Raw genomic sequence first — 15,021 nt, 5'->3', positions numbered from 1 at the left:
TTAGATTTCGTAGCGATAAAGCCTGTCTTTATGCTATAATATAAGCAGTTGCCGTACGAATCATTGGCGGCAGGGCCGTAAACAGAAAAAGAACAAGGAGATCGTGCATGAAAAGACTATTGCTGAAGCTTAGTGGAGAAGCGCTTGCAGGAGACAAGAAGACTGGATTTGACGAGGAAGTTGTAACAGGTGTCGCGAAACAGGTCCGGAAACTGGTCGATGACGGCTTTCAGATCGGAATTGTCATCGGAGGCGGAAACTTCTGGAGAGGCCGCTCCAGCAAGAATATCGACCGCACGAAGGCTGATGAGATCGGTATGCTTGCGACGGTTATGAACTGCATCTATGTGTCCGAAATTTTCCGGTCGCAGGGGATGATGACATCGGTTCTGACACCCTTTGAGATCGGCGGAATCACGAAGCTGTTCTCGAAGGATCGGAGCAATAAGTATTTTGCGCACAACATGGTTGTATTCTACGGCGGAGGAACGGGCAGTCCGTATTTTTCGACAGATACCACCGCCGTTCTCCGCGCGATTGAAATCGATGCTGACGAACTGCTTCTGGCGAAGGCTGTCGACGGCGTCTATGACAGCGATCCGAAGAGCAATCCGAACGCAAGGAAGTACGATGAGGTTTCGATTCAGGAGGTCATCGACAAACAGCTTCAGGTGGTGGATATGACCGCGTCGATCCTGGCAAAGGAGAACAGGATGCCGATGGTAGTATTCGGCCTTGACGGGGAAGACAGCATCGTCAATGCTGCGCACGGGAAGATCACCGGGACAAGGGTGACCGTGTAAGAGACCAGGGAGGAATTTTACAATGAATGAGAGAGTAAAGGCATACGATGCCAAAATGGAGAAGACACTCGCAAACCTTGCAAATGAGCTCGGCGCCATTCGTGCCGGCCGTGCGAATCCCCATGTCCTGGATCGTATCACGGTTGACTATTACGGCGCTCCGACACCACTGAATCAGGTGGCGAATATACAGGTTCCGGAGGCCAGAATCATTCAGATTCAGCCGTGGGAATCCTCCATGATCAAACCGATCATCAAGGCAATCCAGACGTCTGATCTCGGCATTAATCCGAATACGGACGGCAAGGTGATCCGCTTGATTTTCCCGGAACTGACAGAGGAGAGACGTAAGGAGCTCACAAAGGAGACAAAGAAGAAGGGCGAGGAAGCCAAGGTGGCTGTCCGCAACATTCGGCGGGATGGCAATGAGGCCTTCAAGAAGCTGGAGAAATCCGAGGATCTGTCCGAGGACCTCATTGCGGAGCTTCAGGATGACCTTCAGAAGGCAACCGATAAGAGAATCAAAGAGATCGACAAGGCTGTGGAAGAGAAGTCCAAAGAGCTGATGAAAGTCTGATCGGCACAGACGGCTTCGTGAAACAGAAATGAGGGGGAGCTGACGTACGAAATGCTTGTTGTATCATTTGCCGCAGAGGTTTTGCTCCGGGGCATTGTGCAAAAAAGTATTTCGCACGGCAGCTTCTTTCTGTACTTGCTGCCTTTACTGCAGCTGGAGGAAAAATGAAAGAAGAAGACCGGCTTGAGGGCCTGAAGGTCCCGAACCATATTGCAATTATTCTGGACGGCAACGGAAGATGGGCAAAGCGCAGAGGAATGCCGCGCAGCTACGGCCATATCGTCGGCTGCAATAACCTGGAGAAGATGTGTGATGAGATCTGCGAAATGGGGGTAAAGTATCTCACGGTCTATGCGTTTTCCACCGAAAACTGGAAACGGTCGGCGGATGAGGTGAAGGTGCTGATGAATCTTTTTCGGAAGTATCTGAGGCGTGTCGAGATGAAAGCGCACAAGAACCGCATGAAGGTGCGGATCATCGGTGATCCTTCCGCGCTTGCGCCGGATCTCCAGGAAGAGATCCGCGAGGTTGAGGAGGCATCTGCAAATTACGATCAGATGTATTTTCAGATTGCCCTGAATTACGGTGGAAGAGATGAGATCGAACGCGCGGTCACAAGGATTGCGGAGGATGCCAGAAACGGCAAGCTTCCGGAGGGACGGGTGACCGGAGAGATCTTTGAGAGATATCTGGATACAGCCGGAATACCAGATCCGGACCTTCTGATCCGCACAAGCGGAGAGCAGAGGATCTCGAACTTTTTACTGTGGCAGCTGGCTTACACGGAATTTTATTTTACCGATGTGGCATGGCCTGATTTTCATAAGAAGGATCTGATTGAGGCGATCGAAAAGTATAACGGGCGGGACCGTAGATTCGGAAACGCAAAGTAAGGACAGCAGGGAGGAAATACTAATGTTTTATATTCTCGGCCTTGTCGGGGTACTTGTGATGCTTGTCGTTCAGTATCTGACAAGAAAGACGACAAATTCTTTTCTCACAAGACTGGTCAGCGGTGTGATCCTGGTTCTGATCGCGCTGATGGGAATCAATGCCGGAGGATGGGTGCTCTATCTCATCTCTCTCGCTCTGGCTCTGATCGGCACATTTGAATTGTACCGTGCCCTCGGCATCCACAAGGGCGGCAGGACGATCGATATGCTTGAACTGTTCGGATATATCTCGGTGGTTCTCTACTATGTGAGCCTCGTTTATATGTGGGGCAGTTATCAGGTGTTCGCAATCATCTGCAGCCTGGTCATCGTGATGTTCGTCTATGTATTTTCTTATCCGAAGTATAATGCCCGTCAGATTATGGAGACGTATTTCGGTGTGATATATGTGGGTGTTATGCTGTCCTTCGTCTACCAGACCCGGTGTCTTGAGGGCGGACAGTTTATTGTCTGGCTTATTTTCCTGTGCTCATGGGGATGCGATACCTGCGCCTACTGCGCGGGAAGACTTTTCGGCAAACATAAGATGGCGCCGGTGCTCAGCCCGAAGAAGACCATCGAGGGAGCCCTCGGGGGAGTCGCCGGAGCAACGATTCTGGGCATGATCTATGCATTTCTCACACGGGGACCGGTGATGGAATATATGATCATCTGTCTCGTCGGGGCGCTGATCTCAATGGTTGGTGATCTCTCGGCATCTGCGATCAAGAGGAATGCCGATATCAAGGATTACGGGAAGCTCATCCCCGGTCACGGCGGTGTTCTGGATCGCTTTGACAGTGTGATCTTTACCGCTCCGATTATCTATTTTCTGGCAGTGACACTGGTAAAGTGAGCAGAATTCAGGCGGTGACGCCGGTGAAGTGTGTGGTATTTAGGCGGCGCCACTGGTGAAGTGAGGATTATCCTGGCGGTAACACTGGTGAAGTGAGAAGAATTTTGGCGGTGACACCGTTGAAGTGAGCAGAATTCAGGGGTGACACCGTTGAAGTGAGCAGAAAGGGGGCAGGCAGGAATGAAAAAAATAGCCATCCTGGGTTCGACCGGATCAATCGGGACCCAGACGCTGGATGTGGTGAGGAACAATGGGGATATCCGCGTGGTTGGAATTTCCGCGGGACACAATGTAGATAAGGCAGAAGAGCAGATCCGGGAATTTCATCCGGAGATTGCGGTTATCTACGATGGGCAGGCGGCGGAGGATCTCAGAATCAGAGTCCGGGACACGGATACAAGAGTGCTGTCGGGCATGGACGGACTTCTGGAGCTGGCGGTGATGCCGGATGCGGACATTCTGGTCACCGCTATTGTAGGGATGATCGGGATCCGTCCGACACTTGCCGCCATTGAGGCCGGAAAGGATATTGCTCTTGCCAATAAGGAAACCCTGGTGACGGCGGGACATCTGATCATGCCGCTGGCGCGGAAGAAGGGCGTGCGGATTCTTCCAGTTGACAGTGAGCACAGCGCGATTTTCCAATGTCTGCACGGCGAGGACAGAAGGCAGATACATAAGCTCCTCATCACAGCCTCCGGAGGACCCTTCCGGGGTAGAAAAACAGCAGAGCTTTCGAACATCCGGCCGGAGGATGCCTTGAAGCATCCGACGTGGTCGATGGGAAGAAAAATTACCATTGATTCCGCGACACTGGTCAATAAAGGTCTTGAGGTCATGGAGGCCCGATGGCTGTTCGATGTGCCGCTGGAAAGAATTCAGGTCGTTGTCCAGCCACAGAGCATCATTCACTCTATGGTGGAATTTGAAGACGGGGCGGTTATGGCACAGCTCGGTTCTCCGGATATGCGGCTGCCGATTCAATATGCGCTCTATTATCCGGAGCGAAGATATCTTCCGGGAGAGCGGCTTGATTTCACAAAGCTGCGCTCCATCGAAATCGATGAGCCCGATATGGAAACCTTCCGGGGTCTGCCGCTTGCAATTCAGGCGGCGAAAGAAGGCGGCTCAATGCCTACGGTCTTCAATGCAGCAAACGAGGAGGCAGTGGCTCTTTTTCTGGATCACAGAATCGGTTTTCTGGATATATACCGCATTATCGAGGGGGCAATGAACAGACACAGAACGATTGAGAATCCGGATCTCGGGCAGATACTCGGCGTTGAGGCAGAGACGAGGAGACGGATCTCGGAAGAATGGTACAGATAATATAGGGGAAACGTATTGAAATATATCATCGGAATCCTGGTGCTGGGACTTGTCGTTCTTTTTCATGAGTTCGGCCATTTTATCCTGGCGCGGAAAAATCACATCGTTGTTGAAGAGTTTGCCATCGGCATGGGACCGAAGATTTTGTCGTTCAAAAGCAAAAAGAGCGGAACGGTCTTTGCGTGGCGCCTTCTTCCCTTCGGAGGATCCTGCGCGATGCTGAATGAAGATGAAGGAGAGGAGATCCCCGGCAGCTTCATCGGCGCTCCGGTGTGGAGGAGGGCGCTCGTCGTCGCGGCAGGACCCGTCTTCAATTTTATTCTGGCATTTCTGCTGTCTCTTGTGATCGTCGGGGCAACGGGAGCGGACCCGGCAGTAGTCGCGGAGGTTCCGTCCGGCACACCGGAGGCAGAGGCGGGTCTTCGCGCCGGGGATGAAATCGTATCCTACAATGGAGAGTGGATCGTAAATTCCAGGGATTTCTATATGGATCTTCTGATGAAGGAGATTCCGACAGATAAGATCGCGCTTGTCGTAAGGAGGGACGGAAAGAACGTCCGGATCAATTATCAGCCGTCATCACAGACAAAATACCTGCTCGGAATTCACTGGCAGGAGGCGGAAGACGGAAGCGGCCTTCAGCTGACCATGGTGAACAAGGGAACAGCCGCCCGGAAGGCAGGCCTTGAAATGGGTGATATTGTAACTGCACTGAACGGGACGAAGGTTCGCAGTACGGAGGATATCAGCAATTATCTGGAGGAGCATCCTCTGGACGGGTCTCCCGTGAAAATCACCTATGAGAGAAACGGTAAAGAAGGAACGGTGACGGTAACTCCGGAAAAGACCGTTACTGCCACATTGAATTTTTCGTATCAGTCGATCCGCGTAAAGCAGGGATTTTTTGGTGTAATCCGTTACTCCTTTTATGAGGTGATTTTCTGGATCAAGATGGCCTGGAAGTCGCTGGCAGGGATGCTGAATGGGACTTTTGGTATCAATGACATGTCCGGACCGGTGGGAATCGTCAAAACGGTAGGAGACACCTACAGCGCGGCAGCGGCAGAGGTATCGCCGGCAGCGGCTCTCCTCACGCTCCTGAGCGTAATGTCCATGATATCCGTCTCTCTAGGATTCATGAACCTGATTCCGCTTCCGGCACTTGACGGAGGAAGACTCCTTCTGATGCTTATCGAAGGCATACGCAGGAAGCCGGTTAACCGCAAGATCGAGGAAAATATCAACTTCTATGGCCTGATGGCGTTGCTGGTATTTATTGCGTATATAACGGTGCATGACATTATGAAGCTTATCTGAGCCAGACGGAGCCGCGGCGTGGCTGTCGTATATGCATCGCGATGCGCGCGTGAGATCGCGATGCCCGCTGCACAGAGGTCGCCATTTTTTCGTGAGATCGCGATGTCCGCTGTGTTGTGGTTCGTTGTAATGGCGGGAGGACGAATGGCCGCGTGTCCTGGCGGGTTTCCGGTTAAAAGAAGAAAGGAAATAAGAATGATTTCATCAATTACGGCAATGGATGTGAGGGTACTGGTATTCTTCCGGGATCACCTGCGCTTTTCGTGGATGACACCGATTATGCAGGGAATTAGTGCCTTCGGTTTTTTCGGCTGGTTCATTCTGACGATTCTTCTGCTGGTATTTCGGAAGACAAGGGATGCGGGTAAGGTGGCTGCGGTTTCACTCGTGATCGAGGCAATTGTTGTCAATCTGATGATGAAGCTGATCTTTGCGCGTATAAGACCCTTTAATGCCTTCGACTTTTTGATGCCGATCGGAAAACTGCCGACGGACTACTCCTTCCCGTCAGGACACACGGCGAACAGCTTTGCCGTAGCGCTTTCGGCTGTACACATGCTGCCACGGAAAGAGGGGATACCCCTTGTGATCCTCGCATCGCTTGTCGCGTACTCAAGGATGTATCTTGGGGTTCATTACCCGTCTGACGTGATCGGCGGCTTTCTGGTAGCACTGGTGATCAGCCAGGCGGTGTGGTACTTCATGGTAAAGAGACCGGTGAGAATGGTATCCAAAGCCACAGAGTCCGAGTAGACTGTTGATTAATCGGTGAGGCGGCAGCGTTTCTCGCCGGACCGCTGTTATGCTGAGAAGGTCAGATGGCGGGCGCGAGAAAAAACTAAAATTTTTTCTCATAAATTTCAAGAAAACTGTTGACGAATCCGGGTACAGGTGCTATTATAATATTCGTTGTCGGCGAGAACAACGGCGACAGCAAAATGAATAGATGCGGAAGTGTCGGAACTGGCAGACGAGCAAGACTAAGGATCTTGTGGTAGCAATACCGTGTGGGTTCAAGTCCCATCTTCCGCAGACCGAAACCGTCTGATTTCATCAGGCGGTTTTTTCGTGCCCTGAAATGCCCGAAAAGCCGCGAAAATGGGCCTGAAAAAGAGGCTTTAGATGGCGTTTTACAGAGGATGATGTCGTATCTGAAAATTACACGCTGTTTTTTCTCTAATTCGTGCTTTCTGCGACAAAATATGTTACTATATACTAATATATTTGCGCAGAAGGAGAAAATTTTGGACAAAAAGACAAAGATGAAGGGGAGCGCACTCCGCAAAAGGTGGATCATTACCGGTATCGTTTTTTTGCTATGTGCAGCTACATTATGGCTCTTTATCGGGGCGGTACGCAGAAAATCCGCAGCACAGATGAGAGAGATGTGTCGTCTGAGCGAGCAGGCACGGATAAGCGAGCTTAACGCAGACATTGATCAGTGCAAGGATATCACGCAGACGCTGAAATTACTGCTGCAGGACAGCAACAGTGGAGAAATCCGGAATTTTACCATGATCTCCAGGAATATGCTGTACGGCCGTAATGAAGTGGCTTGCCTGCAGCTGGCTCCGGATGGAATCGTCAAGGAGACATATCCTGAGGATGCCGGATACTCGGATAAGAAAGATCTTTTCCAGGATAAGGAAACAAAGGAAATATGTGAGTATTCCAAAACATCTGGCGCAATTGTGGTTCAGGGGCCGATAGAGATGAAGCAGGGCGATTCATGTATCGTGGTGCGGAATCCTGTTTATCTGTACGGGCAGGACGGGAAGAAGCACTTCTGGGGCTTTACCATTGCGATTATCCGTGTTTCCAAGGCATTTCAGGCAGCGCTGAATTCCCTGAGTTCCTTCGGATATGATTACCACCTGTATAAGACAAATCCGCTGGAAACAAAATATCATCTGGTGAATTCTTCAAAAAGATACCTGGTGAAGCCTGAGACGGTTTCCTTTGTAAATGGTGGCTGCACCTGGCGACTGGATGTGACGCCGAAAAAAGGCTGGCAGGTTACCGATTCCTTGAAAAATTACTATTATTTCGGCACGGTAATCTGTGTTCTGATCACGGTGCTGGTATATCTGGTGCTGATGATTTCGGAGGATCGGAAGAAGCTTGTGTCGATGTCAGAGCATGACAGTCTTACCATGTTGTTAAACGGACGAAGGTTCGGCACAGATGCCGCTGCCGCTGCCGCAAAGGCAGCTTCGGACGGATGCGGATTCGGAATTATTTATATCGATCTCAACTGCTTCAAGAAGATCAATGATCAATATGGCCACCAGACCGGTAATGATGTTCTGGTGGAGGTGGCTAAGAGGCTTTCTGCGTCGGTGCCATATGCAGCTTATCGGCTTGGCGGGGATGAATTTGCTGTTCTTGTAACAGATGATTTTACGGAGGACGGATATCGGGACATCATTCGGGGCATCAAAGCCTTTTTTGAGGAGCCGGTTGTTGTGGGGAGTCATCTGATTTATGTCAGTATTAGTGCGGGATATGCGCTTTCTTCCAGGGATGGAAACGATCCGGAGAAGCTCAGGTCAATTGCGGATCAGTGGATGTATCGGGAGAAGCAGAAGTATCACAGAATGAAGGAGATAGAGAATATTGATGGGACTAAGCAAGCTTATTGAGTACTTTAAAACCAGCGATACCATTGGCGAAAATCAGGAGGCTATAGAGACTATGCGTTACTATAGCCGCGAATCCCAGAAGCTGACCATGGAATTAAATACCAGTTTTCATGAGCCGGAAGAAATCGCGGAGCTCTTCTCCAAAATTATCGGAAAACCGGTAGGAGAGGGATTTGGGCTGTTTCCTCCTTTTTATACGGATTTTGGAAAGAATATTACAGTAGGAAAAAACGTCTTCATCAATTCTGATTGTAAATTTCAGGATCAGGGCGGAATTTTTATTGACGATGATGCCCTGATCGGGCCAGGAGTTGTGCTTGCAACACTGGACCATGATTTCAACCCGGAAAAAAGACATCAGATGCATCCCGCACCTATCCATATTGGAAAAAGAGTCTGGATTGGTGCAAATGCAGTGATTACCAGGGGAGTAACCATTGGAGATAATTCTGTTGTCGCAGCGGGTGCGGTTGTAGTGCGTGATGTACCTGAAAACACGGTTGTTGGGGGCGTACCTGCCCGCATGCTCAAAAGTATTACCTGAGAATTCTCCGGGTGAACTACTCCGACTTATAGAAGTCGGAGTAGTTCACGTCCGGCCACAGAGCACTGATGATGACGCAGCTTGCCACAGGTTTATTGTACGTGATTGCATTTTTCTTTGGGAAAAGCAGCATCGTGCTTCTGTTTGTAGTTTCGTTTTGCGCAACCGCAGTAAGTGGAAAGGAAAAAGTAAAAGAGAATAGAAAGCATTTGATTCAGGAGACCTCAGGCGGATACTGCAGAGGTCTTTTTTTACGCGAACAGTGAGCCGCAGCCGAATGCGAAGTATTCGTGTGCGGCGAGCGTCGCGATAACGAGATAAAACTCGCGCAGCGTGTTTTATCTCGTTGGTGCGCCCGGCGGGCGCACGTTCCAAAGGGTGAAAGTCCCGACCCCGCCCGGCAGTGGGAAGGGGATAGCCGAACAGCAAGGGTGTCCACCGCGAGATGGAATCTGAAGGAAGCTGTAAGCAAACCACTGGGCTGACGAACAGGAAGCCCATCAGGCTGTGAAGCGCGGATGAGACTGCCAAGCAAGTCAAAGTCCAATAACTGCACGGAGCGCCAGCAGTATATGGGACAGTCATAAGTGGGAAAGAACGTGTGAGTACCCGGGGAGGTCTCACGGACGTATCCAATGCGACATAATACTCGCGGATACGGTCGAAATAAGGTTTACCGTGAGAAGTCAGCAGGAGCCGTAATACAAGACCGGCAAACGTACGTAAACCGGAAAGGGCTCCACATAAGGAGATGCAGCAAATCTTGGCAACCGAGGACAGACTTAACGGCAGACAACTTCATATCGAAGACTACCTGCGTGTGATACCTGCAGAACAGGGAAAGGAAACAGGAGTGCCGGACTATCGGAGGATTGCGGATGACGACAGCATCAGCAGATACTTTCAACCGGACAACCTGCTGGAAATCATTCTTCGCGCAGACAACCTGAATAAGGCGTACCTGAAGGTGAAGAAGAACAAGGGCAAAGGCGGGATTGATGGAATGCAGGTGGATGAACTTCTGCCCTACCTGAGAGAGAACCAGAGCGCACTTATCCGGCAGCTGCGGGAGGGGAAATACAAGCCCAACCCAGTCCGCAGGGTAGAGATCCCCAAGGAGGAGAAAGGCAAAGTCAGGAAACTTGGAATACCGACGGTGGTGGATCGTGTGATCCAGCAGGCGATTGCGCAGGAGCTCATGCCAATATACGAGAAGCAGTTCTCGGACAACAGCTTCGGGTTTCGGCCGGGAAGAGGATGTCATGACGCCCTGAGGAAGTGCCTCAGTCTGGCGGACGAAGGCTATGTGTATGTAGTGAGTATGGATTTAGCGTCATACTTTGATACCGTGAACCACAGCAGACTCATAGAGGTGCTGTCGCGGACAGTCAGGGACGGACGTGTCATATCGCTGATACACAAATACCTGAATGCCGGGGTCATGGAAGACGGCGGCTTTCACGCAACAGAAGAAGGTGTGCCTCAGGGCGGACCTCTGAGTCCATTACTCGGAAATGTAATGCTAAACGAGCTGGATAAAGAACTGGAACGCCGCGGGCACAAGTTTGTCAGATACGCGGATGACTGCATGATCTTCTGCAAATCCCGGAAAAGCGCGGAACGCACGCTGGGAAATATCGTCCCATTCATCACAGGGAAACTATTTCTGAAAGTCAATCTCCAGAAGACGACAGTGGCACACATCAGCAGGGTGAAATATCTGGGCTATGGGTTTTACCGATTCAAAGGGAAATGCAGGCTCAGATTACACCCGAGGTCGAAAGCCAAAATGCAGAAAAAACTCAGAGAACTGACGTGCAGAGGCAATCGGTGGTGCAATCCGGAGAGGGAACAGAAGCTGCGGGACTATGTCCGCGGCTGGATGAATTACTTCCGATATGCGGATATGCGGGCACTGATGGCAAAGACAGATGAGTGGCTTCGCAGAAGAATCCGGGCGGTGTACTGGAAACAGTGGAAGCGGGTGAGAACCCGCTACCGGATTTTCAGGGCATTGCACTTAGAGGAATGGCGTGTACATGAACTGGCAAACTGTCGTAAAGGCACATGGCGGGCGGCACAAATGCTCCGCTCTGTGCTGACAAATAAAATACTGGAAAAGCTGGGCTATCCGTCCATGCTCTCCCAGTATTTGAAAGTAGCTGAAAACTTATGAACCGCCGTGTACCGAACGGTACGCACGGTGGTGTGAGAGGACGAAAGTCTCCACTGGAGACTTTCTCCTACTCGATATGATGGAAAATACCGCGGAATCTTCAGATGTGTACTGCTTCTTACAAAGAACAAAAATGAATGTTTGTCTGCATGTAGAATCATGTTGAAATTATTTTTTGTCATATTGTATTAATCTATTGACACAGATAAGAACTCGTGATATTGTTCTAGTGTACTAAGAAACTAATACAGACATGCGAAAGAGATGATTGCAAGCCCGTAGGGAGGTGGTTATACAGATGGCATGGGAATTTAAGAACGGTATTCCGATTTATCTTCAGATTATGGAAGGAATAAAAACCCGGATTGCTGGCGGACTGCTTCCGCCGGGAAGCAAGCTGCCTTCGGTCAGAGACCTTGCTGCGCAGGCAGGGGTGAACCCGAATACGATGCAGCGGGCGATGACGCAGCTGGAGCAGGAAGGGCTGCTTTATACACAGCGGACAAGCGGAAGATTTGTGACGGAGGATGAGGAGAAGATGAAGGAATTAAGAAGCAGCCTGAGTGAGAGGTATGTGGAGGAATTGTTCACACAGCTTTCGCGGCTTGGTATGACAAGAGAGGAAATCATTTCTGAAGTCAGCCGGTGGAGACCACAGGAAGATGAGAATGTTAATAAGAGCAGTGAATGAAAATCATATTTATTTTTCATAGAAAAGGATGTAAGGAGAAAAATAATGGCAGAAATAGAATGCAGGGATCTGGTAAAAAAATATGGGGCGAAGGTCGCGCTGAATGGAGTGAACCTGTCTCTGGAGAAACAGAGAATCATCGGGCTGGCGGGGCCGAACGGAAGTGGAAAGACGACGCTCATCAAGCTGATTGAGCGTCTGCTTACGCCGACGTCCGGAGAGCTCTTAATTCACGGATTGCAGCCGGGAAAGGAAACAAAGGAAATTGTTTCCTACCTTCCGGACCGGGATTTTCTTCCGGATTGGATGAAGGTAAAAGAACTGCTGGATTTCTTTGAAGCCTTCTATGACGATTTTGATCGGGTTAAGGCTGAAAATCTGATGGATAAGCTGGAAATCGACTACAATTTGAACTTTAAAAAGATGTCGAAGGGGACCCGGGAAAAAGTGCAGCTGATTTTGTGCATGAGCCGTAAGGCAGAGGTATATCTGCTGGACGAACCGCTTGCCGGCGTGGATCCGGCGGCGAGGGACTACATTATTCATACAATATTGGAAAACTATAACGAGGACGGATTGGTTCTGCTCTCTACACATTTGATTACAGATATTGAATCGATTTTGGATGAGGTGATTTTTCTTCAAAACGGAAAAGTCCTTCTTCACCGGAACGCAGATGATCTCCGCGCGGAAACGGGAAGAAGTATCGATGATTATTTCAGGGAGGTATTCGCATGCTGAGCAAGTTAATCGGTTATGAAATGAAAGCTTTTGGAAGGATCCTGTTTCCGGTTTATCTGGCGATCGTAGTGGTTGCGGTACTGCTGGGCATTGATTTCCGTCTGTTTTCGGCTCCGGAAGGTGCGGCCGGATCTGTTGCGCTTACCATTATACTCGTACTTTTGATTGTGGCCGTGTTCCTTATTACGATTATTCTCTCTGTAGGGCGTTTTTACACAAATCTTCTGGGGCGGGAGGGATATCTGATGTTTTCCCTGCCGACGGGAACGGGAAGCCTGATCTGGGCGAAGGTTATTTCTTCTGTTATCTGGAGCCTGTTCAGCGTAATCGTGGCAGCTGCATCGGTCATTCCGTTTTTCCTGATCCCGTCTTTTTCTGAGGAAGTGGAGAAAATCGAAATCAGCAGCATCGTCTCAAAGGTTTTTGAAGCGGCGGCGCCGTATACGGCAACTATTGTGCTGGGAGTTCTAATCGTGATTGCTTCGACTGTTGCGGCGATCGTTCGGATATATGCGGCCATATCCATCGGACATTTATGGTCGGATCACAGAATCATCGGTGCGGTTCTGACGTATATAGGATTTGAGATTCTGGAATTGATCATAATGGCCATTCTGGGCAGCGGGCTTTTCGTAACGGGTAATCTTCCGAATATATACCGCGCGATGGGATCGATCGGAGCGGAGGTGTCCGTTTTGCTCGGGTGTATTGTGATAATTGCAATTTATAGTATCGTTACCTGGATCGTTCTCGACAGGAAACTCAATCTAGAGTAAGAGCGAATCTGGAACGAAGGCTGAAAGGACTGGAATTAGTGGTTTAAACAGGAAGCTCCGACTTCTATAAGTCGGAGTAGTTCACTGGCTGGATCGAGAAGAGGCTGACACATCGAGGGAGCAGATCGATTATTCAGGTAAGGCCTGTTGTATACGAACAGGATTGAAGCCGGTAACGCCGGTTGAGAAAAAAGTCTCACCGGTGTGTTTGTCTTTGCGGTGTGGTCATGCCAACAAATGTCCAAATTACGCAGACAATAGATACAATAAGATGCGGTATGTTGGGAAGCCGGGTGAAAAACGCATATTTAAGGGAAATGTCAGTGATAAAATTTTTTTTCAAAAATCTACAATTCATGGTTGACATTTATACCGTACGGTGTTAAAGTACCATTTGTCGCCGAAATACAGCGACAGCACAGAAGTAACACAGAATGAACATTGACAACTGAACAGTAAAACACATCCTCGAAAATTCAAATGAAGTTTTATAAAATTTTTGTTTGAACGATCGATGAGTATTCATGAATGTAACGTTCAGATGAACGATACATGAATTGATTACGATCCTTTAAAACAGTAAAAAGGGATGAATTAGCCAAGTGTTAATTCTGAACGAATCAATCTTTTTTATGAGAGTTTGATCCTGGCTCAGGATGAACGCTGGCGGCGTGCTTAACACATGCAAGTCGAGCGAAGCACTGAAGAAGATTTCTTCGGAATGATTTTTGAGTGACTGAGCGGCGGACGGGTGAGTAACGCGTGGGGAACCTGCCTCATACCGGGGGATAACAGTTGGAAACGGCTGCTAATACCGCATAAGCGCACAGTACCGCATGGTACGGTGTGAAAAACTCCGGTGGTATGAGATGGACCCGCGTTGGATTAGCCAGTTGGCGGGGTAACGGCCCACCAAAGCGACGATCCATAGCCGGCCTGAGAGGGCGACCGGCCACATTGGGACTGAGACACGGCCCAGACTCCTGCGGGAGGCAGCAGTGGGGAATATTGCACAATGGAGGGAACTCTGATGCAGCGACGCCGCGTGAGTGAAGAAGTATTTCGGTATGTAAAGCTCTATCAGCAGGGAAGAAGACGACGGTACCTGACTAAGAAGCCCCGGCTAACTACGTGCCAGCAGCCGCGGTAATACGTAGGGGGCAAGCGTTATCCGGATTTACTGGGTGTAAAGGGAGCGTAGACGGCGGTGCAAGTCTGAAGTGAAAGGCGGGGGCTCAACTCCCGGATTGCTTTGGAAACTGCATGGCTAGAGTACCGGAGGGGTAAGCGGAATTCCTGGTGTAGCGGTGAAATGCGTAGATATCAGGAGGAACACCGGTGGCGAAGGCGGCTTACTGGACGGCAACTGACGTTGAGGCTCGAAAGCGTGGGGAGCAAACAGGATTAGATACCCTGGTAGTCCACGCCGTAAACGATGAATACTAGGTGTCGGCAGGGAAGCCCTGTCGGTGCCGCCGCAAACGCATTAAGTATTCCACCTGGGGAGTACGTTCGCAAGAATGAAACTCAAAGGAATTGACGGGGACCCGCACAAGCGGTGGAGCATGTGGTTTAATTCGAAGCAACGCGAAGAACCTTACCAAATCTTGACATCCTTCTGACCGGTCCGTAACGGG

Annotated in this window: 13 protein-coding genes, 1 tRNA gene and 1 rRNA gene; all 15 read left to right on the top strand. The window is 49.9% G+C overall.

The genetic code is table 11. The features are described from left to right. The first annotated feature begins 107 nt into the window (after window positions 1-107). The gene (gene pyrH, locus ACTQ3A_RS01315; RefSeq protein WP_441493933.1) at window positions 108-803 is read left to right on the top strand and encodes a UMP kinase; all 696 of its coding nucleotides are present in this window, start codon (window positions 108-110) and stop codon (window positions 801-803) included. 22 nt (window positions 804-825) lie between these two features. Continuing rightward, window positions 826-1,380 (top strand): ribosome recycling factor, encoded by a 555-nt coding sequence (gene frr, locus ACTQ3A_RS01310; RefSeq protein ID WP_441099154.1) that lies wholly within the window; start codon window positions 826-828, stop codon window positions 1,378-1,380. Between the two features lie 191 nt (window positions 1,381-1,571). Further along, entirely contained in the window at window positions 1,572-2,273 is a 702-nt protein-coding gene (locus ACTQ3A_RS01305; RefSeq protein ID WP_441099311.1) for an isoprenyl transferase, read from the top strand. Window positions 2,274-2,331: 58 nt separating this feature from the next. Then, window positions 2,332-3,168, top strand: coding sequence for a phosphatidate cytidylyltransferase (locus ACTQ3A_RS01300; protein WP_441493958.1), 837 nt, complete (start codon window positions 2,332-2,334; stop codon window positions 3,166-3,168). A gap of 180 nt (window positions 3,169-3,348) precedes the next feature. Then, on the top strand, window positions 3,349-4,497 hold the full coding sequence (locus tag ACTQ3A_RS01295; RefSeq protein WP_441099153.1) for a 1-deoxy-D-xylulose-5-phosphate reductoisomerase: 1,149 nt from the start codon (window positions 3,349-3,351) through the stop codon (window positions 4,495-4,497). Between the two features lie 15 nt (window positions 4,498-4,512). After that, window positions 4,513-5,814, top strand: a complete 1,302-nt coding sequence (locus ACTQ3A_RS01290) for a site-2 protease family protein (protein WP_441493932.1) — start codon at window positions 4,513-4,515, stop codon at window positions 5,812-5,814. 195 nt (window positions 5,815-6,009) lie between these two features. Then, on the top strand, window positions 6,010-6,567 hold the full coding sequence (locus tag ACTQ3A_RS01285) for a phosphatase PAP2 family protein (RefSeq protein ID WP_441493931.1): 558 nt from the start codon (window positions 6,010-6,012) through the stop codon (window positions 6,565-6,567). Between the two features lie 195 nt (window positions 6,568-6,762). Further along, a tRNA-Leu gene (locus tag ACTQ3A_RS01280) sits at window positions 6,763-6,846 on the top strand. 212 nt (window positions 6,847-7,058) lie between these two features. Next, window positions 7,059-8,456, top strand: a complete 1,398-nt coding sequence (locus ACTQ3A_RS01275) for a diguanylate cyclase domain-containing protein (RefSeq protein ID WP_441493930.1) — start codon at window positions 7,059-7,061, stop codon at window positions 8,454-8,456. Beyond that, on the top strand, window positions 8,434-9,000 hold the full coding sequence (locus ACTQ3A_RS01270) for a DapH/DapD/GlmU-related protein (RefSeq protein WP_441099149.1): 567 nt from the start codon (window positions 8,434-8,436) through the stop codon (window positions 8,998-9,000). Before ACTQ3A_RS01275 ends, ACTQ3A_RS01270 begins: the two co-directional genes overlap by 23 nt. Window positions 9,001-9,763: 763 nt before the next feature. Beyond that, window positions 9,764-11,176, top strand: a complete 1,413-nt coding sequence (gene ltrA, locus ACTQ3A_RS01265; protein ID WP_441493929.1) for a group II intron reverse transcriptase/maturase — start codon at window positions 9,764-9,766, stop codon at window positions 11,174-11,176. Between the two features lie 298 nt (window positions 11,177-11,474). Then, the gene (locus tag ACTQ3A_RS01260) at window positions 11,475-11,867 is read left to right on the top strand and encodes a GntR family transcriptional regulator (RefSeq protein ID WP_441493928.1); all 393 of its coding nucleotides are present in this window, start codon (window positions 11,475-11,477) and stop codon (window positions 11,865-11,867) included. 45 nt (window positions 11,868-11,912) lie between these two features. Beyond that, on the top strand, window positions 11,913-12,608 hold the full coding sequence (locus tag ACTQ3A_RS01255; protein ID WP_441493927.1) for an ABC transporter ATP-binding protein: 696 nt from the start codon (window positions 11,913-11,915) through the stop codon (window positions 12,606-12,608). Beyond that, the gene (locus ACTQ3A_RS01250) at window positions 12,602-13,384 is read left to right on the top strand and encodes a hypothetical protein (protein ID WP_441493926.1); all 783 of its coding nucleotides are present in this window, start codon (window positions 12,602-12,604) and stop codon (window positions 13,382-13,384) included. The genes ACTQ3A_RS01255 and ACTQ3A_RS01250 overlap by 7 nt, the downstream gene beginning before the upstream one ends. A gap of 628 nt (window positions 13,385-14,012) precedes the next feature. Beyond that, window positions 14,013-15,021: ribosomal RNA gene (locus ACTQ3A_RS01245) — 16S ribosomal RNA — on the top strand; the annotation flags it as partial.

It is taken from the genome of Bilifractor sp. LCP21S3_F8 (assembly GCF_052117805.1).
Classification (GTDB): Bacteria; Bacillota; Clostridia; order Lachnospirales; family Lachnospiraceae; genus Bilifractor.
The sequence above is the reverse complement of the archived record's forward strand: the minus strand, read 5'-3'. Positions and strand labels throughout refer to the sequence as shown.